Origin of the sequence: Lentzea aerocolonigenes, from assembly GCF_000974445.1 — a bacterium.
Lineage (GTDB): Bacteria > Actinomycetota > Actinomycetes > Mycobacteriales > Pseudonocardiaceae > Lentzea > Lentzea aerocolonigenes.
Genome location: NZ_BBOJ01000005.1, coordinates 107698 through 128847, shown reverse-complemented (window position 1 = coordinate 128847; position 21150 = coordinate 107698). Strand labels below are relative to the sequence as shown.

17 protein-coding genes are annotated in these 21150 nt (G+C 69.4%); 10 read left to right on the top strand and 7 right to left on the bottom strand.

Annotation, left to right across the window (positions count from 1 at the left end):
- Positions 1 to 3: 3 nt before the first annotated feature.
- Complete coding sequence (locus tag AOM45_RS11305; RefSeq protein ID WP_030467427.1) at positions 4 to 5148, bottom strand: SdrD B-like domain-containing protein; 5145 nt, start codon at positions 5146 to 5148, stop codon at positions 4 to 6.
- Positions 5149 to 5583: 435 nt separating this feature from the next.
- On the opposite strand from AOM45_RS11305, the gene AOM45_RS11300 reads away from it, so the two are divergent.
- From AOM45_RS11300 to AOM45_RS11290, 3 genes are read left to right on the top strand one after another with little or no spacing between them, the layout of a single operon-like run.
- Positions 5584 to 6063 (top strand): sigma-70 family RNA polymerase sigma factor, encoded by a 480-nt coding sequence (locus AOM45_RS11300; protein WP_051783271.1) that lies wholly within the window; start codon positions 5584 to 5586, stop codon positions 6061 to 6063.
- Positions 6056 to 7096, top strand: coding sequence for a tetratricopeptide repeat protein (locus AOM45_RS11295; protein ID WP_030467429.1), 1041 nt, complete (start codon positions 6056 to 6058; stop codon positions 7094 to 7096). The genes AOM45_RS11300 and AOM45_RS11295 overlap by 8 nt, the downstream gene beginning before the upstream one ends.
- 58 nt (positions 7097 to 7154) lie before the next feature.
- Positions 7155 to 7958, top strand: a complete 804-nt coding sequence (locus tag AOM45_RS11290; protein WP_030467430.1) for an SAM-dependent methyltransferase — start codon at positions 7155 to 7157, stop codon at positions 7956 to 7958.
- A 100-nt stretch (positions 7959 to 8058) separates the two neighbouring features.
- Here the strand turns inward: AOM45_RS11290 and AOM45_RS52775 are convergent, their stop codons facing one another.
- Entirely contained in the window at positions 8059 to 9666 is a 1608-nt protein-coding gene (locus tag AOM45_RS52775; protein WP_063757023.1) for a PI-PLC domain-containing protein, read from the bottom strand.
- A gap of 162 nt (positions 9667 to 9828) precedes the next feature.
- Between AOM45_RS52775 and AOM45_RS11280 the strand changes: the two genes are divergently transcribed.
- From AOM45_RS11280 to AOM45_RS11250, 7 genes are all read left to right on the top strand, one after another.
- The gene (locus AOM45_RS11280; protein WP_030467432.1) at positions 9829 to 10335 is read left to right on the top strand and encodes a SigE family RNA polymerase sigma factor; all 507 of its coding nucleotides are present in this window, start codon (positions 9829 to 9831) and stop codon (positions 10333 to 10335) included.
- A complete protein-coding gene (locus AOM45_RS11275) occupies positions 10332 to 11255 on the top strand; it encodes an LCP family protein (protein WP_030467433.1) in 924 nt (307 codons plus the stop codon). The genes AOM45_RS11280 and AOM45_RS11275 overlap by 4 nt, the downstream gene beginning before the upstream one ends.
- 86 nt (positions 11256 to 11341) lie before the next feature.
- Positions 11342 to 14101: a helix-turn-helix transcriptional regulator gene (locus AOM45_RS11270; protein WP_030467434.1), complete on the top strand. Its 2760-nt coding sequence runs from the start codon at positions 11342 to 11344 to the stop codon at positions 14099 to 14101.
- 142 nt (positions 14102 to 14243) lie between these two features.
- Entirely contained in the window at positions 14244 to 15167 is a 924-nt protein-coding gene (locus tag AOM45_RS11265) for a hypothetical protein (protein ID WP_030467435.1), read from the top strand.
- A gap of 148 nt (positions 15168 to 15315) precedes the next feature.
- Complete coding sequence (locus tag AOM45_RS11260) at positions 15316 to 15852, top strand: TetR/AcrR family transcriptional regulator (protein WP_030467436.1); 537 nt, start codon at positions 15316 to 15318, stop codon at positions 15850 to 15852.
- Positions 15853 to 15891: 39 nt separating this feature from the next.
- Positions 15892 to 16974, top strand: a complete 1083-nt coding sequence (locus AOM45_RS11255) for a nucleotide disphospho-sugar-binding domain-containing protein (protein WP_030467437.1) — start codon at positions 15892 to 15894, stop codon at positions 16972 to 16974.
- 100 nt (positions 16975 to 17074) lie between these two features.
- The gene (locus tag AOM45_RS11250) at positions 17075 to 18172 is read left to right on the top strand and encodes a glycosyltransferase (RefSeq protein ID WP_236703304.1); all 1098 of its coding nucleotides are present in this window, start codon (positions 17075 to 17077) and stop codon (positions 18170 to 18172) included.
- Positions 18173 to 18191: 19 nt separating this feature from the next.
- Here AOM45_RS11250 and AOM45_RS11245 read toward each other — a convergent pair whose 3' ends face one another.
- From AOM45_RS11245 to AOM45_RS11225, 5 genes are all read right to left on the bottom strand, one after another.
- Positions 18192 to 18575, bottom strand: a complete 384-nt coding sequence (locus AOM45_RS11245) for an STAS domain-containing protein (RefSeq protein WP_162185652.1) — start codon at positions 18573 to 18575, stop codon at positions 18192 to 18194.
- Positions 18576 to 18648: 73 nt separating this feature from the next.
- Positions 18649 to 19044, bottom strand: coding sequence for a response regulator (locus tag AOM45_RS11240; protein ID WP_236703300.1), 396 nt, complete (start codon positions 19042 to 19044; stop codon positions 18649 to 18651).
- A complete protein-coding gene (locus AOM45_RS11235; protein WP_030467441.1) occupies positions 19041 to 20066 on the bottom strand; it encodes a PAS domain-containing sensor histidine kinase in 1026 nt (341 codons plus the stop codon). Before AOM45_RS11235 ends, AOM45_RS11240 begins: the two co-directional genes overlap by 4 nt.
- A gap of 16 nt (positions 20067 to 20082) precedes the next feature.
- Positions 20083 to 20454 carry an ATP-binding protein gene (locus AOM45_RS11230; protein ID WP_051783275.1) on the bottom strand — a complete coding sequence of 124 codons (372 nt, stop codon included), beginning with the start codon at positions 20452 to 20454 and terminating at the stop codon, positions 20083 to 20085.
- Between the two features lie 70 nt (positions 20455 to 20524).
- Complete coding sequence (locus tag AOM45_RS11225) at positions 20525 to 21145, bottom strand: response regulator transcription factor (protein WP_030467443.1); 621 nt, start codon at positions 21143 to 21145, stop codon at positions 20525 to 20527.
- Positions 21146 to 21150: the final 5 nt, after the last annotated feature.

Below are 21150 nucleotides of genomic sequence, written 5' to 3'. Positions count from 1 at the left end.
GGATCAGGTCCTGCGCCGGCGCCTGCCCTGCAGCAGCAGGAACACGCCACCGGCGATCATCGTCAACGCCGCCAGGAGCAGGCCCCACACGGCCGCACCGGTGCTGGCCAGCGACGGTGCCGGCGGCCTCGGCAGCAGACCCGCGTCGAGGGTGAGGTCGACGCGCTTGTCCTTGCCCAGCTTGACGACCGGGGTGCATCCGGTCGCCGGGTCGGCGTCGGAGTCCTTTCCGTCGTCACCGGCGTTCGCCTTGGTCAGCTCACGTCCGGCCACGAGGCCCGTCTGCGGATCGGCGTTGAAGCAGACCTTGTACTCACCGTCCGGCAGGTCGGTGAAGAGGTACCTGCCGTCCTTGTCGGTCTTGCTCTGGGAGACGGGCTTGCCGTTGCCGTCCTGCAGGAACACCGGGAGGTCCGGCACACCGGGTTCGCCGGCGTCCTGCACCCCGTTGGAGTTGTTGTCGTACCAGACGAAATCACCAACGCGGTTGGTCGGCGGCACCAGACCCAGGTCCTGGGTCAGGTCGACGCGCTTCCCGACACCGACCTTCACCGGCGGCGTGCAGCCGGTGGCCGGGTCGACGTCGGAGTCCTTGGTGTCGTCGCCGACGTTCGGCTTCGTCGCCACGTAGCCGGCGTACTGACCGGGCAGAGCACCCATCTCGAAGCACACCTTGTAGGTGCCGTCCGGGACGTTCGGGAACTCGTACTTGCCGTCGGGACCGGTCTTCACCGGTTCGCCCACCGGCTTGCCCTTGTCGTCGACCAGCTTGACCGGCACACCGGGAACGCCGGGCTCGCCCGGATCCTGCACGCCGTTGCGGTTGGTGTCGGACCACACGAAGTCACCGATCCTGTTCGGCGGTGCGACCAGACCCAGGTCGAGCGTCAGGTTCTTGCGCTTGTCCACCCCGAGCTGCACGGGCTGCGTGCAGCCCGTGGCTGGGTCGGCGTCGGAGTCCTTCAGGTCATCACCCGCGTCACGCTTGGTGGCGGTGTAGTCCGCCACCGCCGCCGGCAGGTTCTTGAGGTCGAAGCACACCGTGTACTCGCCGTCCGGCAGGTCGCGGAACAGGTAGATGCCGTACTGGTCGGTCTTCGTGGTGGCACCGGTGTTCAGCTTCACGGTCACGTCGGCCACGGGCTTCTCACCCTCGTCCTGCAGACCGTTCTTGTTGGCGTCGATCCACACGAAGTCGCCGAGCAGATTGATCGGCGCGTGGATGCCGGCGTCGACTGTCAGATTCTCCCGCTGGCCCATGCCCAGCTCCACCTCGGGGGTGCAGCCGGTGTCGACGTTCGCGTCGGAGTCCTTCGCGTCATCGTCGCCCGCGTTCGGCTTGGTGAAGAAGTAGTCCTTCACCGCGTCCGGCATCGGGCCGAAGCACACCGTGTACTTGCCGTCGGGCAGGTCGTCGAACAGGTACTTGCCCTGAGCGTCCGTCGTGGTGCTCGCACCGGTGGACAGCTTGACCGGGACGTTCGGGACACCGGGTTCGCCGTCGTCCTGCACGCCGTTGGAGTTGCTGTCGAGCCACACCAGGTCACCGAGCTTGTTCGGCGGTGAGACCAGGCCCATGTCCAGGGTCAGGTCGACGCGGTTCCCGACGCCCAGCGTCACCTCGGGCACGCACCCCGTCGCCGGGTCGGCGTCGGAGTCCTTTCCGTCGTCGCTACCGGCGTTCAGCTTGGTGACCTTGTAGTCCTTCACGGAGGCCGGCAGGTTCGCGATGTCGAAGCACACCGTGTACTCGCCGTCCGGCAGGTCGTCGAACAGGTACTTGCCCTGCGCGTCGGTCTTCGTGGTCGCGCCGGTGCTCAGCTTCACCGTCACGCCCTCGACCGGGATGTCGGTGGCGTCCTGCAGACCGTCCTTGTCGACGTCGATCCACACGTAGTCGCCGAGGCGGTTGACCGGCGAGATCAGCCCCAGGTCGAGCGTCGGGTCCTCCGGCTTGTCCACGTTCAGCGTGGTGGGCGGCGTGCACCCGGTCGAGACGTCCGCGTCGGAGTCCTTCCCGTCGTCGCCGGCGTTCGGCGTCGTCGGCACGTAGTCCTTCACCGCTGCGGGCAGGTTCGCGATGTCGAAGCACACCGTGTACTCGCCGTCCGGCAGGTTCGGGAACTCGTACTTGCCGTTCTCGTCCGTCTTCGTGGTCTTGTCGCCGAGCTTGACGGTGACACCGGGAACGCCGGGCTCACCCGGATCCTGGAGACCGTTCTTGTTCTCGTCCTTCCAGACCGTGTCGCCGAGCTCGTTCGGCGGCCTGATGCCCAGGTCCAGCGTCAGGTCCTCGCGCTTGTTCGGACCCAGTGACGTCGGCGGCGCGCAGCCCTCGGCGTTCGCGTCCGAGTCCTCGGCGTCGTCCCCGCCCGCGTCGGGGCGAGTGACCAGGTAGGCCTGGTACGGCGCCGGGAGGTTCTTGACGTCGAAGCACACCGTGAACGTGCTGTCGGGCAGCTGGTCGAAGACGTACTTGCCGTTCGCGTCCGTCGTGGTGGTCTTGCCCGTGTCGAGCTTGACCGTCACGTTGGGCACGCCCGGCTCGCCGCTGTCCTGCACACCGTTGCGGTTGGTGTCGACCCAGACGAAGTCACCGAGGGAGTTGTTCGGTGGCACCAGGCCCGCGTCCAGCGTCAGGTCCTCGCGCTTGGCGGCACCCAGCGTCGTCGTCGGGGTGCAGCCGTCCGCCGGGTCGGCGTCCGAGTCCTTCGTGTCGTCACCCGCGTCCTTGCCGGTGAAGGTGTAACCCGCGTACTGCGCGGGCAACTTCGACAGGTCGAAGCAGACCCTGTAGACGCCGTCGGGCAGCTGGTCGAACAGGTACTTGCCCTGTGCGTCCGTCTGCTTCGGCGAGCCGAGCTGCGTGCCGTCACCCTTCTTCAGCACGACGGTCATGCCCTGCACGGCCGGTTCTCCGGTGTCCTGCAGGCCGTTGCGGTTGGTGTCGACCCAGACGAAGTCACCGAGGGAGTTGGTGACCTTGGCGTTGATGCCCGCGTCGATCGTGTGGTCCGCGGTACCGGCCTTGCCCGTGGTGACCTGGGTCTTGCCCTCGGCGTCCACGTCGGAGTCGATGACGCGGTCCGGTCCAGCCTCCTTGACCGTCCACTTGAGACTCGCGACGTCCGGTGCGTTCGGCAGCCCGCCCGCGTTCACCGCGCTGCGGTCGAACGTGAGGTTGTAGCAGGTCTCCGGCTTCAGACCGTCGGCGGCACCGAAGTAGTACTCACCCTTCGCGTTGGTGACCTTCGTGCCGAGCGACGCGCCACCGGCACACGGCGTCGCGGTCACCTTGACACCCGGAACCGGCGGCTCGTCGCCGTCCTGGACGCCGTCGGCGTCGGTGTCGAACCAGACGCGGTTGCCCAGCTGGACCGGCGCGAGGTCGCACAGCGCCTCGAGGTCGGCGAGACCGTTCGCCTTGCCCCAGCCCTCGCTGTTCACGTCGCTGATCTGGTAGGCGTTCGGGAAACCGTTGGCGGCCATGGTGCCGTTGGTCCGGTCGAACCAGCCGGTGCCACCGGTGTTCAGCGCCGTGGGGTCCATCACCGTCGCCGGCATGCGGCTTTCGCCGTACGCGACGACGAGCGCGCCCTGCGCGGTCTCGTTGTGCGGAGCGCCGTTGGCGTCCTTGTAGTACTCACCGGGGTAGTACTCGACCACGTCACCGGCCTCGCCGCCGCCGTTGTTGGCCGCGGTGTTGTTGTTCGGGCAGGCCGAGGTTCCTTCCCAGGCGAAGCTGCCGTCCGCCTGGCGGCAGGCCCGGTTGAGGTCGCCACCGCTGACGGTGTCCCACTGTCCCGCCGATCCGTCGGCCGGGGACAGGCTCTTGCCGCCCTGGTCGCCGAAGCGGTCGCGGAACGCCAGGACGAGATCGCCCTTCGCCTCGACACCGATGTCGGTGAGCAACGGCTCCGGGTGCTCGACGAGACCGCCGGTCGGCGTCGGCTGCGTGTAGGTGGTCTTCCACGGCAGCCAGCGGTCGGTGTTCGTGCCCTGCCACAGGACGGTGCCGCGCTTGAAGTTCAGCGGCTGGTTCACGACGGGTGCGCTGAACGCGCCGCCGCTGAACGTCCGGACCACTGCCCGCATGTCGGCGGTGTTCTGGCTCGTCTCGCCCGAACAGACACCACCCACGTAGACCACGCCGTCACGGACGCCGAGAGCGCCCGGCCGCCAGTCGTTCGCGTTGGCGCAGGGGGACGGGATCGCGTACGAACCCTTCGGCGCGCCCGCGGTCGCCACCGCAGCGTCGTAGACGTAGAGCTTCTTGTCGCCGAGGTTCACGACGTAGAGCTCGCTGCCGTCCTCGGAGATGTCGATGTCGCCCAGCGCCTCCTTGCCGACCACGTTGGCGAAACCGCCGTCGAAGTTGTTCGCGTGGTTGTGCGTGGTGGTGCCGGCGTTCGGCACGGTGGCGAACAGCGTCGTCGCGCCGCCGCCGGCGGGCGTGACGTAGATGCCACCGGCGTTGCCGCTGCCGTAGTTGGTGAGCCGCTTCGCGAACGCGCCGGAGAAGATGCGCTTGTCCTGCTTGCGGTACGCGATGCCGTACACCGAGCCCGTGGCGCCCTGGTTCGCGATCTGCGCGGGCGCGGGGCCGGTGCCGCGGCTGGTGAACGGGAAGGTCACCAGGGACCGCTCGGAGCCGGTGACGTTGCTGCTGCCGTCCTGCTTGCGCGTCGCCCGCTGACAGCCGGTGACGAGCGTCGGGTTGGCCTGGCAGTAGTCGGCCGGGTTCCACAGCGCGGTCATGACGTTGACCGTCTTGCCGCCGGAGACGTCCACGAACATCGTGTTGCTCTCCAGGCCGGCTCCTGCCGGTGCGGGCTGCAGCACGCTGCCCGCGGGAGGGCTCACCTGCACGCGGTACCTGCCGCCGCTCACGGCGCCGAGTCCCACTGTCACCTTGCCCTGAGCGTCCGTCGTCCCGGCCGCGGTCTTGCCCGCGGGATCGGTCACCAGGACGGCCGCGCCTTGGACGCCAACTTCCAGAGCGGCCTCATACGTGCCGTTGCCGTTGACATCACGCACGACAGTCACGTTCAGACTGCCGTCGCCGGGGCCGGCGTTCGCGGTCGGTGTGACGACCGCGAACGGGGCGGCCACCAGCGCCGCCAGCGCGGCGGCAAGTGGTCGTTTCACGAAATCGCTCCTAGGCAGCAGGGTCGGGAACACACTGCGGGAATCTGGAAAATGCCACCGTTTCCGCAGGTCTGCCCGGTTACCGAGAGGCGCTTGTCGCACGTGCGAGTGAACTTGTCTCGCATGAATGGCGGCTTGATCAGCTGCGCGTGTCGCGTTCCGTAAAACGCTTGTCCCACGTCAGGTGAGACTTGTTCCTCGATCGTGGATACAGGTTTAGATCGCCAGTTCGTGGCGAGTAACCGTCCACAGAGGATTTTTCGCTCTTCCGGGTCGTTCGTGTGTGTGGATGTCACCGCTTGACCACACGGCATATGAGGCTGAACGGGTGAATACGCGTGTTGCACTCAGCCTTTCCTGGCTTCGACGCCTGTAACCGGTGAAGGTCGCCTCAGGGCGGTGAACACCACGAGCGGACGTTGAAGGGGAAGGCCGTTGAACGCACCGGAGCCGGATCAGGGCTTCGCCGAGTTCTTCCGCACCTGCCTGCCCGTGGTGACCAGGACGCTGACCTCGCTCACCGGGGACACCCGCGTGGTCGAGGACGTGGCACAGGACGCGTTGTTGATCGCGCGGCACCGATGGGACGACATCCACGCGTACGACAAGCCCGAGGCGTGGGTGCTGAAGGTCGCGATACGGCTGATGCGCCGGGCGCAGCAGCGGTACCAGCACGAAACACCGATGGTCGAAGTGCCTGATGTCGCCGAGCAGGTGCACGAGGTGGAGGCGGTGCGGTCCGCGCTGCGCGAGCTCTCCCCCAGGCACCGCGAGGTGGTGGCGCTGCACCACCTGCTCGGCTACTCGGTCAGCGAGATCGCCTCCGTGCTGGTCGTCGGCGAGTCGACCGTGCGGACGCACCTCACCCGCGGCCGGGCGGAGCTGCGGCGGATCCTCGGAGGCACCGATGAGTGAGCTGCTGGACCGGTTCGAGTTCGACGAGGCCGTCGAACGGGTGTACCGCCTGGGCGAGGCCGCGGAACGCGCCGGGAACCCGCGGGAGGCGGCGGTGCACTTCCGGATAGCAGCCGACCAGCACGTCGGTGACGCGGCGCTGCGGCTGGCGCAGGCGTTGTTCGCGCTCGGCCGGACCGAGGAGGCCGCACACTGGTGCGAGGCCGCCCTGGCCGACGGCTTCACCGAGGCCGCGGAGCTGATGCAGTCGGATGTCGCCGCACGGCAACGCTTCCTGGAGCACGCGGCCAGGATCATGGTCGGCGCGCCGGTCTCCGACTGGATGCCTCCCGCGGCGCCTATGCAACTCCTCGCGCCGTCAGCGGTTCATGCGCGCACGCAGGCGTTGCGCGCGTTGGACCAGAAATACGGCGGGATCGCTTGCCGGGCCGCGGTGCTGGAGCACCTCGCGCTGGTCGAACCGATGATCCTCGCCGGTGACGAGGCGATGTGGACGGCCGTCGCGGAAGTGCAGGAACTGGCGGGCTGGACCACGTTCGACAGCGGCCTGCCCGGCCTCGCGCTGCCACATTTCGAACGCGCGCTCACCTTGGCGCGGCAGGCCGAGAACGAGGCGCTGATCGCCTCCGTGCTGACCAGGGCAGGCCGGATGTTCCTGCACCACAACGCACCTGACGACGCACTGAGGGCGTTCCAGCTCGGGTCCGTGGCGGCGCACAACTCGTGGGCAGACCGTCGCGCGCTCGACGATCCACAACGGGCAATCGCCTCACTCACGACCAAAGTGGGCTCCTACGACGAGGGGTTCGTCCGCGCGCGCACGATCGCGTTGACGGCGTTGGCCCGCAACCACCTGGCCGTCGGAGATCTCGCGAAAGCCGGTGGGTTCACCGAGAACGCCCTGGCAGCGGCAGCCACCCTGCGGTCCGCGCGGTTCGACGACCACCTCCGCTGGCTGGCCCAGGAAGCCCGGCGAGCAGGGGCGTCCGAGCTGGTAGAGCAGATCTCGGCCCGTTTCGCCCGCTGTCATTGACCCTTTCACCCGATCCGGGCCGATACACGCCTGCGCACAGGCGGGTAGGTTCTGCGGCATGGCCGAGCCTTTCTCGTGGGTGCCCGCAGGAATCAACACGGACGTGCCCAGCGCGGCACGCGTCTACGACTTCCTGTTGGGAGGTGGCCACAACTTCGCGTCGGACCGCGTGGTCGGCGAGAAGGTGCTGCAGGTCCTGCGCGACGGCCGGGCGATCGCGGCGTCGAACCGCTCGTTCATGCGCCGCGCCGTCCTGCTGATGATGCAGCACGGCATCGACCAGTTCCTCGACCTCGGCTCGGGCATCCCGACGGTCGGCAACGTCCACGAGATCGTGCAGCAGGAGAAGCCGGACGCCCGCGTGGTCTACGTGGACTACGACGAGGTCGCGGTCTCGCACAGCCAGCTCATCCTGGAGGGCAACGAGAACGCGGGCGTCGTCCAGGCGGACATGTGCCGCCCGCAGGACGTCCTGTCCGACCCGGTCGTGAAGGACCTGATCGACTTCTCGAAGCCCGTCGGCCTGCTCATGGTCGCGGTCCTGCACTTCGTCTCGGACGAGAAGGGCCCGGCCGAGGTCGTCGCCCGCTACCGCGACGCCGTGCCGCCCGGCAGCCTGATCGCGCTCTCGCACCTGACCGCGGACTTCAAGCCGCAGGAGATGGGCTCTGTCGTCGAGGCCATGAAGCACAGCCGCGACCCGATGTACTTCCGTTCGCTGGAGCAGTTCCAGCCCATGTTCGCGGGCATGGAGGTGCTGGAGCCGGGCGTCGTTCCGGCGCCGAGGTGGCACGCGGAACTCGGCCCGGCCGGCGAGGATGGCCCCGAGGACGTCTACGTGGGAGTCGGCCGCAAGGTCTGAGCAGGTGGATGAACGGCGCTTTCGTCCACGCGCCGTTCATCCGTGCCGGAACCTGGGCCGGCGAGCCGGGAGGTTGCGGACAAGACTTCTGGCCAGGGACTCAGCGGAAGCGCCAGGCCTGAGCCGCGGACCCGTTGCACGTCCAGATGTTCAAGCGCGTGCCCGGAGTCGTCGACGCACCGGGGTTGTCCAGGCACAACCCCGACTGCGGGTTCTGCACCGACCCGTCGGCGCGCACCCGCCACTGCTGCGCGCCCGTGCCGTTGCACTCCCACAGCTGAACGGGCGTGCCGTCGGTGGTGCCGCCGTTGGAAACGTCGAGGCACCCACCCACCGTCGCGATGGTGCCGTCCGCGACGACGCGCCACTTCTGCGCGTAGGAGTTGTTGCACGTCCAGATCTGCACCGGGTTGCCGTTGGCGGTGCCGCCCGCGTTGTTGTCCAGGCAGAGCGTCGGCGACAGTTCGACGGAACCGGAGCCCGAGGGGTGCCGTTCAACCGGCAGGGCGGGCGTGTTCAGCTGGTAGAAGTCGACGGCCAGGTAGTTCGCGGTCTTGCGCGCCGCGGGTTCGCAGAAGCGGCGGGCGCGGTCGGCGGCCTTCGAGTTGTCCGTCGCGACGGTGCTCTGGATCGGGACGTCGCGGAAGTGGTTCATCACGAACAGCGGGCGGAAGTTCGCTTCGGTCGCGGTGAGCGGCTTCTCACCCCAGCGGGAGTAGCAGGACCAGTCGGACGTGCCGGCGCCCGAGCCCATCGACCAGTAGTTCTCGACGGTCCAGTCGCGCTGGTAGAGGACGCCCGAGTTCTCGCGGCCGTCCTTGCCGTGGTCGGTGAAGATGAGCAGGCGCTTGCCGGTGGCCCGCATCTGCGACAGGCGCGGCCAGCCGTTGTCCCGCACGCCCTCGGCGCGGTACAGCACGTCGTTCAGGCCGTTGACGCGGGCGAGCTCGGCGCGCAGGACGTCGGCTGAGACGTAGTCCTCCAGGAACACCGTGACGATCTCGGTGGGGCGGGACTTCAGGAAGTCGACGATGCGCTGGATGTCGACGTTGAGCGCCACGGGCTTGCTCACGAGCGTGCAGCTGTTGTGGCAGAGGATCGCACCGTCGGGCGTCTGGTGGATGTCGAGCATGAAGCCGCGGACGCCGTCGTTGAGCTGCTGCACGATGCCGCGTGACTGGTTCGGGGCGATGTTGGCGAAGGTGAAGCCGCCGTCGACGCCGTTCGCGTAGGCGTTGTGGGCGGTCAGGAACGTCATCTCGTCCAGGCGCGGGTCGGCAGGGGGCTGGTACCGGACAGGGTTGACCGGGGTCAGGAACCACGTGTCGGTGCCGGTGCCGACGCGGACCTGGTCGGTGCCGGACGCGATCAGGTAGCGCGCCGAGCCGGGGTCCTTGAAGCGGTAGCGGTCCTGGTCGTCGAGCACGGCGACCCACTGGGCGTCCGCACTCGAGCAGCTGACCATCTGGGCGGCGTCGCCCGCGCGGCCGAGGCACTGGCCGCCTTCGGAGAGCGTGCTGCCGTTCCAGGTGAACTGCTGGCGGTCCTCGTTGCCCTTGGGGCGGTGCTGGACCACGGAGGAGCCGGACACGGCCGCGTTCTGGCCGGTCACGGCGCTTTGCAGGTAGTAGTTGCCGTTGGGTGCCGCGGCAGCGTCCACGGGGACGAGCAGCAGCGACAACAGCGCGAGTGCAGGGATGATGCGCATGGGGTGAAGGGTCGTTCATCGGGGTGAACGTGAAAAGACTTCACACCGAAATCCGCCCGAAACGAGACATCTGTGGTCCGGACCACAAAATCCGATGCAGCGCGCGACGGCCTCGATGGGGTTTCCCGAGCCGCAAGCAACCACGAACTAGAAGGGGGCGGCGTGGGGTTCGACGAGTTCGTCGCTGACCGGCTCGACCGGCTGCTGAGGTACGCCACCGCGATCGCCTGCGACAAGCATCTCGCGCAGGACATCGTGCAGAACGTACTCATGCGCGCGCAGAGCAAGTGGGATCGCATCGGGGCGATGGATGCGCCCTACCTCTACGTGAAGCGCATGGTGACCAACGACTACCTGTCGTGGCGTCGTCGCAAGGCCGCGAGAGAGGTCGCTGTGGAACGCAGTGAGCTCGCCAGGCACGTGCCGTCGATGGCCGACCCGGCCGACGCACACGCCGAACGCGAGGCCATGCGCGCGCGGATCGCTGTCCTGCCGCGCAAGCAACGTGCGGCGTTGGTGCTGCGGTTCTACGAGGACTGCAGCGACGCGGAGATCGCACAGGTGCTCGGTTGCGCGGAATCAACCGTGCGCAGCCAACTCTCTCGCGCACTGCAGACGCTGCGCGCTCACGAACTCGCCCGATCCGCCACCCTGGGGGTGCACTCATGAACGACCTGATCCGCCAAGCCATCGCCGCCGAAGCCGACGAACGCGTCGATCCGCGGACCGTGATGGCCGACCTGCACAAGGCCAGGAAGCGCAAGCCGCTCGGCATGATCATCGGTGTGGCCGCGCTGACCGTCGCGGCGGCCGCCGCGGCCGTGATCGTCCCGACGACGATCAAGAAGACCGAGACGGCACCGGTCGGGGCGTCCCTCGGGCAGGAAGCGCAGAACGTGCTGCTCGTCGGCCTCGACGACGTCAACCTCGGCGACGCGCTGGTCCTGGCGCGGTTCCAGGCGGACGGGACGGCGGCGCTCGTGTCGCTGCCGCGTGACCTCCTCGTGGACGGCGTGAAGATCAACACCCTCTTCGCCCAGGACCCGAAGAAGCTGACCGCGGCCGTCGAGAAGCTCACCGGGACGAAGGTCGACCACTACGCCGCGATCCAGATGAGGGATGTCGGCAGGATCGCGTACCTCCTCAACGTCGAGGTCTGCCTGCGCGCGGCGATCACCGATCCGGTTTCCGGGGTCCCCTTCCGCGCGGGCAAGACGACGATCTCGGGCGATTACGCGGTCGCGTTCCTGCGCCAGCGCCAGGGCCTGCCGAACGGTGACCTGGACCGGATCAAGCGGCACCAGGTCTTCCTCGCCGGAGTGGCCTCGCAGCTCACCAAGGAGAGGGCGGTCGCGCTCGCCCACGGCGCCGCCGGGATGATCAAGATCGACCAGGGCTGGGACGTGCTCGCGTTCGCGCAGCGGTTCACCGGCCCGGTGAAGATCAGCATGAGCACCCTGCCGGTCGGCACGCCCGTCCAGAACCAGAACGGCTTCGCGTACGAGGCCGACCCCGCCAAGTCGAAGGAGTTCACCGACAAGGCCCTCGCCGGGAAGGCGGCGGATCCCGGGGATCTGTGCGTGAACTGACGATCACTCCAATGGAGCATCAAGTCGCCCGGATGCGGTGTCGATGACCAGCGTGTAGCCCGCCGAATGGCCGCTACGATCAATTCGTGCGCGAACCACTTGAACGAGACGACGAGATCGCGCACATTCGTGAAGCTCTCGACGCAGCCGCCCGTGGTGAGGGTCGCGTCGTCGTCATCGAGGGCCGCGCCGGCATCGGCAAGACCAGGCTCGTGCAGGAGTGCCGCGAGCTGGCCAAGCAACGCGGGTTCGGACGGCTGCAGGCCGTCGGCGACGCCCTGGAGAGCGCCATGGCGTGGGGCGTCGTCCGGCAGATGGTCGAACGTTCGGTGTCGCGGTACTCCGGCGAGCTCCGCGAGAAGATCCTGGCCGGGCCGTCGGGTGCGGCGCTCAAGGCGCTGGACGACGCCGCGCTCGACCCGAGCGAGGCCGAGCTCGCCCGCACGCTGCACTCGCTGTGGTGGGTCGCGGTGGACCTCTCCTCCACCCGCCCGCTGCTGATCACGGTGGACGACGCGCACTGGGCCGACCTGTCGTCGTTGCAGTTCCTCGTCTACCTGGCGCGCCGCATCTCCGACCTGCCGATCGCGCTGGTCGTCGCGACCCAGCCGCCCGCGGACAACTTCGGGCCGCTCGCGGCGCTCAGCGTGGCCGCGGACCGGTTGCTCCCCCGCCCGCTCACCACGGACGCCCTCGGCGCACTGGTGGGCGGGCATCCCGAGGTCATCAAGGCACTGCACGCGGCCAGCGGCGGCAACCCGTTCCTGTCCGGCGTGCTGGTGGACGAGCTCGCGGCGCTCGGGCTGCCGCTCGACGACGCCTGCACGGCGGAGAAGGTCGGCACGCTCGGGCCGAGCACGGTCTTCCGCGCCACGCTCGGACGGTTGCCCGCCGAGGCAGTGGCGCTCGCCGGTGCGGTCGCCGTGCTGGGCTCGCAGGCAGACCCGTGGCAGGCCGCGGAACTGGCCGAGGTCGGCGATCTTCCGGCCGCCGTGGAGGCGTTGACGACGGCGAACGTCCTGGTCACCGGTGAGCACTTGGGGTTCGTGCATCCCGTTGTGCGTGAAGCGGTGTTGACCGGTCTCGGGCCGATCGCGCGCGCCTCGTTGCACGCGCGCGCTGCGAAGGCGTTGTGGGAGTCGCACGCACCGGCGGATCGGGTGGCGGCGCATCTCGTGCACGCACCGAAGGGCACGTTGCCCAACGCCGCCGACGTGCTGCGCAAGGCCGCCGCGACGCTGCTGTCGGCCGGAGACGCACGCACGGCCGCGGCCCATCTTGCGCGCGCGGTGGACGAACGGCCCGATGACGCCGCACTGCGTGCCGAGCTGGGCCGGGCGTTGCTGCGGACCGGCGACGCGGTGAACGCGCACCGGCACCTGAAAGCGGCGGCGCAGGGCCTGCCGGACGCGGAACTGGTCGCGGCTGCCGCCTCCGCCACGGCCGCCATCGAGGGACCCGCGGCGGCGATCACCGAGCTGACCGAGGCCATCGCGGCCAGGCCGGACGGTGAGTCGCGGCTGCACCTGGAGGCACGGCTCGCGGTGTTCCGCTCGTTCCTGCCCGACCAGCGCCAGGTCGCCTCCGCGCACCTCAGCGGCTACGCGGGACTGGCGGGCGGCACCCCGGACGAACGCACGTTGCTCGGGCTTCTCGCGCAGATGGGCCGCTACGAGGTGTGGCCGCACGATGAAGTGGCCACGACCGCAACGCGCGCGCTCGCGAACGGTGCGTACCTCGACGACGCGACCGGCAGCACGGACGCGATGGTGGCGTGGCTGGTGGCGCTGTTGGCGTTGATGGCCGCGGACGGCGTCGACACGGCACGCCACGAGATCGAGCGCGCCCGGCTGCGGGTCCGCCAGCACGGCTCGCCGATCGAGTTCGCGATGGTGGCGAACGCGTCGCTGTTCCTGAACTGGCGCGTCGGCAACATGCCGGCGGTCGAGGCGGAGGCAGAAGGCGCCCTGGCCGCCGTCGCGCACGAGGACCCGGTGTCCGAGGTGATCAGTCTGCGCGCGACCTCGACGCACTTCGCGGTCTACGCGGCGCTCGAACGGGGCGACGTCGCGGCGGCCACCGCGTTCATCACCGCGTTCGACTCGGCGCACGCGGACGCCCGGCTGACCATGCCGATGATCTGGCTGCACGAGGTGCGGGCGCTGATCGCGCTGGCGGAAGGCGACCCGCGGCGCGCGATGGCGCAGGCCTACCGCCAGCGGGACGCGATGCACCAGGTGCACGTCGATCCGCCGACCATCCCGTGGCGCGCACCGGCGGCGAGGGCGTCGTTGCAGCTCGGCGAGCACGAGCTCGCGCTGGAACTCGCGACCGAACAGCTCGACGTGGCCCGCAAGTGGGGTGCGGCGACCGAGGTCGGAGCGGCGTTGCGGCTGCTCGCCCACGCCGACCCGAGCGCACGGCTGGAGCTGCTGACCGAGTCGGTGTCGGTGCTGGAGGCGTCACCGTCACGGCTGGAGCTCGCCCGGTCGCTCGTCGACCTCGGCGAGGCGCTGCGGGTGGCACGCCGGCGGACCGACGCCAGGGAACCGCTGCACCGCGCCATCGACCTCGCGGGCGACTGCGGCTCCGCGACGCTGCGGACGCGCGCGGTCGAGGCGTTGGAGGCGCTCGGCGACCGGCCGCGCAGGCAGATCGTCGTGGGGGCCGAGGCGCTGACGGCGTCCGAGCGGAGAGTGGCCGACCTCGCGGCCGCGGGCCGGGCGAACAGGGAGATCGCGCAGGAGCTGTTCGTGACGCCGAAGACCGTCGAGAACCACCTCGGCCGGATCTACACGAAGCTCGGAATCGCAGGTCGCAGGGACCTCGCGGCAGTGCTCGCCTGATACGGAGCGGCGTGGGGGTGCCCCTGATACACCCAACTTTCCCGCCGGAGGGTTGAGGGATCTCCCCTCATGCCTTTGGGGGTCCGTCCCGGCGAATCTCGTGTCACCACAGGGGAACACGAGATCCGAAGGGGACACCGAAATGATCCGCAACGCTCTGCTCGCCGCCGCCGCCACCGCCACCCTCGCCACCGCGTTCGCTCCGATGGCCTCGGCGGACGTCATCGGCACCCCGCCGCCGTGCGTGAACGCCTCCGACCTGGCCGGCCCCGACTTCAACGTCCGCAAGTGCGGCGTGAGCGACGTGGACCAGTTCCGCACCAACCTGGAGAGCAACGGCAACGCCTACTGCGGACCGGCCTCGTTGTACAACGTCCTGCACTACTGGGCGCACGTGAAGGGCGCGCCGATCGGCTGGGGACCGGTGAAGGTCGGGTACCTCGACCCCATGAAGCAGGTCGACTACAGCACGGTCACCGGTTCGATCTCGAAGATCGGCACGGACGCCGGCTACGACGGCGGCACCAGCCTGACCGGCCTGCGCGCCGCGTGGGACAACGCCACCCTGCCGGCCCGCAACGCCGGCTGGCAGACCACCCGCGGCCGCGTCAGCACGATCGACAACCCCGACTTCGCCGGTGACATCGCCCGCAAGTTGAACGAGGGCCCCCTTCAGCTCGTGTACGGCCGCTACAAGAACGGTCCGCTCAGCGACACGTTGCAGCGCACGGGTGGTCACATCGTCACGGCCGTGTCCGCCACAGGTTCCTTCGGCGGCAACACCGTGAAGCTGAAGCTGGCCGACCCCGGCCGCGCCGGCGACCACGGTCAGGGCGACTACCTGAACACCCAGTCCGCCTACGAGGCGCTCGACGTCACCCTGACCAAGCGCCACTTCCTGCAGTACTCGCCGGCCGTGGACGACAAGAACACCGCCGAGGACGAGTCGCAGGAGCCTGGCACCTACACGTGGGTCGACCGCTGGGAGCTCACCGGCGCGCGCTACCTCAGCGACACCACCCGGCAGATGGTCGAGGGCTTCAACTGGTTCGACATGGCCAAGTAACCCGGTTCTCCGTAGGGGCCGCACTCATCGGCTGCGGCCCCTAGTGCGGTGACCACAATCCTCACCGTGTTGAGCGCGGCCCAGGGCGACGTCCTGGACCGTGCACAACACGGCAAGGGTTAGTGGTCACCGCACTAGCCTGTTGCGCATGGCCCGCCGCGATCGGGAACGGACCCGCCGCCGTTTGCTGAACGCCGCGTTCATCGAGTTCGCGGCCTACGGGTTCGCCGGCGCGCGCATGGAACGCATCGCGCGCATGGCGGGGTGTTCCGCCGGACTCACCTACACCTACTACGGCGGCAAGAACGAGCTGTTCGACGCTGTGCAGTCCGAGGTGGTGGGCGCGGCCTTCGTGGAGTTCGACGCCCACGACCTGCCGGGGTACGCGGCCAGGCTCTACGACCGGCAGCACGAGCACCCCGAGTTCGCCCGGCTCGCGACGTGGCACCGGCTGGAGCGGCCGGGCCGGGTCAGCAGGCGTGCCGAGGTCGAGGCGATCCGGGACGCGCAGGCGCAGGGGGTGGTGTCCACGCGGTTCTCCGCGGAGCAGGTGCTCGTGCTGGTGCTCGCGATCGCGTCGATGTGGTCGAACGCGCCGGCCGACAGTTCGGACCACCTGGTGCGGCGGCGGACCGTCGAGGACGCGGTGCGCCGGCTGGTCGAGCCAGACGACCACCCCCGCTGATCACAGCCGCACCCGCGCACCTGTGGTTAACCTGGCTGTATGCGTGTTCTCGTCGTCGCCGCGCCCCTGCTGGGTCACGTCTTTCCGTTGATGCCCCTGGCACTGGCGTTGCGCGACGCGGGACACGACGTCGTGGTCGCCACGGGTGGCGAGGCGCTGCGGGTCCGCGAGTCGGGACTGCCGGTCGAGGACGTGGTTCCCGCGAACATTCGCTTCGGGCCGATCGCATTGCGGATCATGCTCGCGCACCCGATCGTGGCCAAGCGGGAGATGGCGGGCAGCGGCAGGCTCGACTTCGTGTCCCGGATGTTCGGCACGGTCGGCGACGCCATGACCGAGCCGCTGCAAACGCTTGCCGCGAAGTGGCGGCCGGATGTCGTCGTGCACGAACCGCTCGCCGTCGCCGGGTCGGCACTCGGGGTTCCCTCGATCGTCCACGACGTGTCGTTGTTCGACGGCCTGGAGCTCACGGCGGCGGTCGGCGCCCGGATGAAGGCCGGGGTGCGTTCTCCCGCAATGGTTCTGCGTACCGCACCGCGATCGATCCTGGAGTTCAAGGTCGGGCAGCCGATGCGGTTCGTCGCCCACAGTGGTAACGGCGAGGTGCCGCAGTGGCTCGCCGAACCTTCCGGCAAGCCGCGCATCCTGGTCAGCCGCAGCACCGCGCCCGGCCCGGGCAGCGGCCGGATGATGGCGGCCGTCACCAAAGCCGCCGAGCACGTGGACGCGGAGTTCGTGCTGGTGCGGCCGGAGAAGACCGAAGGCCTGCCGGACAACGTGAGGACGGTCGGGTGGGTGCCGCTCCCCAACGTGCTGCCGTTCTGCGACGGGATCGTGCACCACGGCGGCGCGGGCACGTTGCTCGGCGCGCTGGCGGCGGGTGTGCCGCAGCTCGTCGAGCCGGGACCGGGCGACCGCACGACGCACGCGAACGCGATCACCGGGCGCGGAGCCGGGCTCAAGGCCGGTCCGAGGGACATCACGCCCGAGCTGCTCACCCGGCTGATCGAGGACTCGAAGCTGCAGAAGGCGGCGGGCGAGGTCCGCGACGAGATCGCCGCGATGCCGTCACCCGCGGAGGTCGCCGGCCGGTGGGAAAGCCTTCAGCGCTGGAGTTCGTGAATTCACGAGAGCGAAACCGGCACACCGGCACCGCAGCACCTAATGTGATCGTGTGCGCATTCTCTTCTCGAGCTTAGGCTCGCACGGACACGTTTATCCGTTGCTCCCGCTCGCGATCGCCGCCCGGCGGCAGGGACACGACGTCCTCTACGCCGTCGACCCCGGTTTTCACCCGACCGCGGAAAAGCTGGGTTTCACCGCGGTCGGCGCGGGCATCAGCATCGGGGACGCATTCCGCCAGGCCAACGAATTGCACGGCACGCCCGAGTTCCGACGGGAGATGCTGCGGCAGACCGCCGTCCAGGCCTTCGGATCTGTGCTGCCCAGGGCCTTCCTGACCAGCCTAGAGCCGGTGCTGGAGCGGGACAAGCCGGACCTGGTCGTCTTCGAGATCGCCAACCCCGGCGCCGGGCTCGCGGCCATCCGCGCCGGCATTCCGGCCGTGGCCCACGGTTTCGGCAAGATGGACGCGGACACGTTCCCGGAGGCGATGCGCGATCTGTTGCTTGAGTACGTCGCAGAACTCGGCATCACCCTGCCGAATGGGCAGCATTACGGACTCGGATCACCCTATGTCGACGTCTTCCCGCCGTCTTTGCAGGACCTGACCCAACTATCCGATGTGGACCGAATTCCACTGCGGCCGACCCCGTTCGCCGAGCCCGGTGAATTGCCCGGCTGGGTGATCGCGCACGAGAAGCCCCTGGTGTACCTGACCTTCGGCACCGCGTTCGCGAACCCGGACCTCCTGCGCACCGCGATCGCCGGACTGGCCGGGCTGGACGCCGAGGTGCTGGTCGCGAGCGGACCGCTGGTCGAGCCGTCCGCGCTGACCGACGTGCCGGGCAACGTGCACGTGCTCGGGTGGGTGCCCCAGGCGGATCTGCTCGCGCACGCGGATCTCGTCGCGCACCACGGAGGGTCCGGCACGACGGTGACCGCGATGACGCACGGCGTACCTCAGCTGGTACTGCCCCAGGGCGCAGACCAGTTCCGCAACGCCGCCCTCGTCGCGGACGCGGGCCTCGGCGCACAGCTCGCCGGAGAGCGGTTCACGGCGGAGGCGGTGCACGAAACAGCTCAGAAACTGTTGCGGAACAACGATGTTCGCGCCGCGAACGCCGCCATCGCGGCAGAGATCGCCGCGATGCCTCACCCCGGCGAGGTCGTGCCGAAGCTGGTGGAACTGGCCGGCTGACACCCGTGCGAGCCGGTGCTCACTCGCTGAGCACCGGCTTCAGCGCTGACAACGCCTCGTCCACCGAGTCGTGCAGCACCAGCACGTCCGCCACTCCCGTTACCTGCAACGGCCTCTTCACCGCGCGATGCGGTGCCACGACGTGGAAGTCCTTGCAGTGCTGGTCCGCGAGCTCGTGGGCCGTGATCAACGTGGAGATGCCGGTCGAGCCGAAGAAACTGACGTGCGTGAGATCCGCCACGAGGGCGGGGCCTTCCGAAGAGAATCCGAGTCGCAACGCGTCCAGCACGACATCCGCGGTGTCCACGTCGATCTCGCCTTCGACCTCGACGACCACCACTCCTGCGACGTCAGTGGCACGCACCGTGATCAGCGGAGATTCCCTGAACAGATCTTCGTTCACCAGCACTCCCCGGTGGCCGAAGCACATAGAAACCGGTCCGAGCACACTGCTGAACCCGGTTGAGCCTTCGACGTTACGGCTGTTGCTTCCACACCACAACCTGTCGTTCGCCCAACCGCCGGACGGCTGCGACCAGCTCGGTGTTGCGGACCCCCTTCTCGAGGTAGTCCGTGACGCCCGCGCGGCGCATCTCGTCGACCGCGCCGGGGTCGGTGTAGGCGGAGAACGCCAGAATCCGCGTGCTGGGCGCGCGTTGCAGGATCTCGGTCGCCGCGTGCGAGCCACCGCCGTGCGGCATGCGGACGTCGAGCACGACCACGGTCGGCGCGTGCCGTTGCGCCAACTCGACCGCCTCGCGGGCGTCCGCGGCGACGGCCACGACCTCCAGGTCCGGTTCCTCGTCGAGCACATCGCGCAGGACGTCCCTGATCAGGGGATCGTCGTCGGCGACCAGCACACGGACGATCACGGCCGCACGTCCGGCAGCCAGAACTCGACGACGGTGCCCCCGCCTTCCTGCGCGGTCACGGTGCACCACCCTCCGGAGGCCTCCGCCCGTTCCCGCATCTCGATCAGGCCGAAGTGACCCGCGTCCGGGTCGAGGTCGGGCAGTCCGACACCGTCGTCGACCACCCGGACCAGGAACCCGCGATCCACAGTGGACAGTGTGATCGCGACGGAGGAGGCGCGCGCGTGCTTGCGGACGTTGGTGAGCGCCTCCTGGCAGATGCGGAAGATCGTGATGGCCGCGTCGTCACCCGGATCGCGTTCGAGCTCGTTGCGGATCTCCCCGACCATGGCGGTGTCGGCGAGATAGGTCGCCAGCGAGTCGCGCAGGCCCCGCCGCTCGATGCCGGGCGGGCGCACGCGGAACACGAGGTTGCGCAGCCTGCTGATCGCCGACCGCACCGCGCCGTCGAGCTGCTCGATCGTCTCGCGGTGCTCGTCGGGCAGCCTGCGGGCGAGCAGCTGCAGGCGCATGTCGACGGCGACCATGGCCTGGATCGTGTCGTCGTGCACGTCCCACGCGATGCGCTGCCGTTCCCGCTCCTGCGCTTCGACGAGGTGCGCGAGCAGCCGGCGCCGGTCGGTGAGCTGTTGCTCGGCGCGCCGCCGTTCGGTCATGTCCCGCGTGACCTTGCCGAACCCGCGCAGCTCACCGGTGTCGTCGTAGAGGGCGGTGATGATCACGTTGGCCCAGAACCGGGTGCCGTCCTTGCGGACCCGCCAGCCCTCGTCCTCCAGAGCACCCTCGGCCCTCGCGACCCGCAGCTCCCACTCGGGCTTGCCGGACCGGACGTCCTCCGGCGGGTAGAACGTCGAGAAGTGCCGTCCGATGATGTCCTCGGCCGTGTAGCCCTTGATGCGCTCGGCGCCCGCGTTCCAGCTCACGACGTGCCCGCCGGGGTCGAGCATGAAGATCCCGTAGTCGCGCACGCCCAGCACGAGCAACCGGAAGAGATCGCTTTCCCGCCAGTCGTCCGGTTGCACGGCCTCATCATGGTGGCTACGCCGTCAGCTCACACCAGACGACCTTCTGACCAGCGCTGACCGTGACGCCCCAGCTCTCGGCCAGCCGGGCGACGAGCTGGAGTCCCCAGCCGTCGGCGCGCAGCTGCGGGTGGGAGGCCGCGGCGTCGGCGACCTCGACGAGCACCTGGTCGCTGTCGCCGGTGATCCGCACGACCGGGCGGCCGCCACCGTGGCAGACGGCGTTCGTCGCGAGCTCGTTGACGACCAGCACGACGTCGTCGTGGCTGCCGAGGTAACCGCAGCTCACGGCGGCGCGGCGGGCGAAGTCCCGAGCGAGCGCCACGCCGCCACGCCGATCGTCCTCAGGCAGTGAGAACACGGCGTCCGTGAGCGAACTGGTGGCCACCGAAGCACGATGCACCAGCGGCGGCCGTGCGGGCAGACGCAGCCGAACCAGATCAACTGGTGCGGTTGCATCAGTCGAGCAGGCCCTCGCGCCGGGCGATCGACACGGCCTCCAGCTTCGAACTGGCACCGAGCTTGTCGAGGACGCGCTGCACGTGGTTGCGCGCGGTGTTGCGGGCGACGCCGAGCCTGCTGGAGATCTGGTCGGTGCCCACACCCTCCGCGAGCAGCAGCAACGTCTCCTGCTCCCGCGCGGTCAGGGTGGCTCCGGCGACCTTGACCCTGCCCGTGAGCCGGTCCAGCACGCCCGCGAGGAGCCTCCGGTCGAACACCACCTCGCCGTCCGCCACCCTGCGGACCGCCTCGACGAGGTCGTCCAGCCGCGCCGACTTGAGCATGAGCCCCGCACCACCGGCCTCGGCGACACGGGCGGCCACCGACGCGGTCGCCTCACCGGTCAGGACCAGCACCTTGGCGCCGCCTCTGACGAACTCTCGAATCAGCGCCGTGCCGTCACCGTCGGGGAGCCTGCGGTCGAGGAGGATCACGTCGGGCACGCCGCGGCGGGTCTCCGCGAGCGCGGCCGCGACGGTGGACGCGCGGGCGATCACCTCGATCCCGGCGCGTTCGAGCGCCAGACCGATCGCCTCCGCGACCATGTCATGGTCCTCCACGAGAACCACTCGGGTCATGTTCC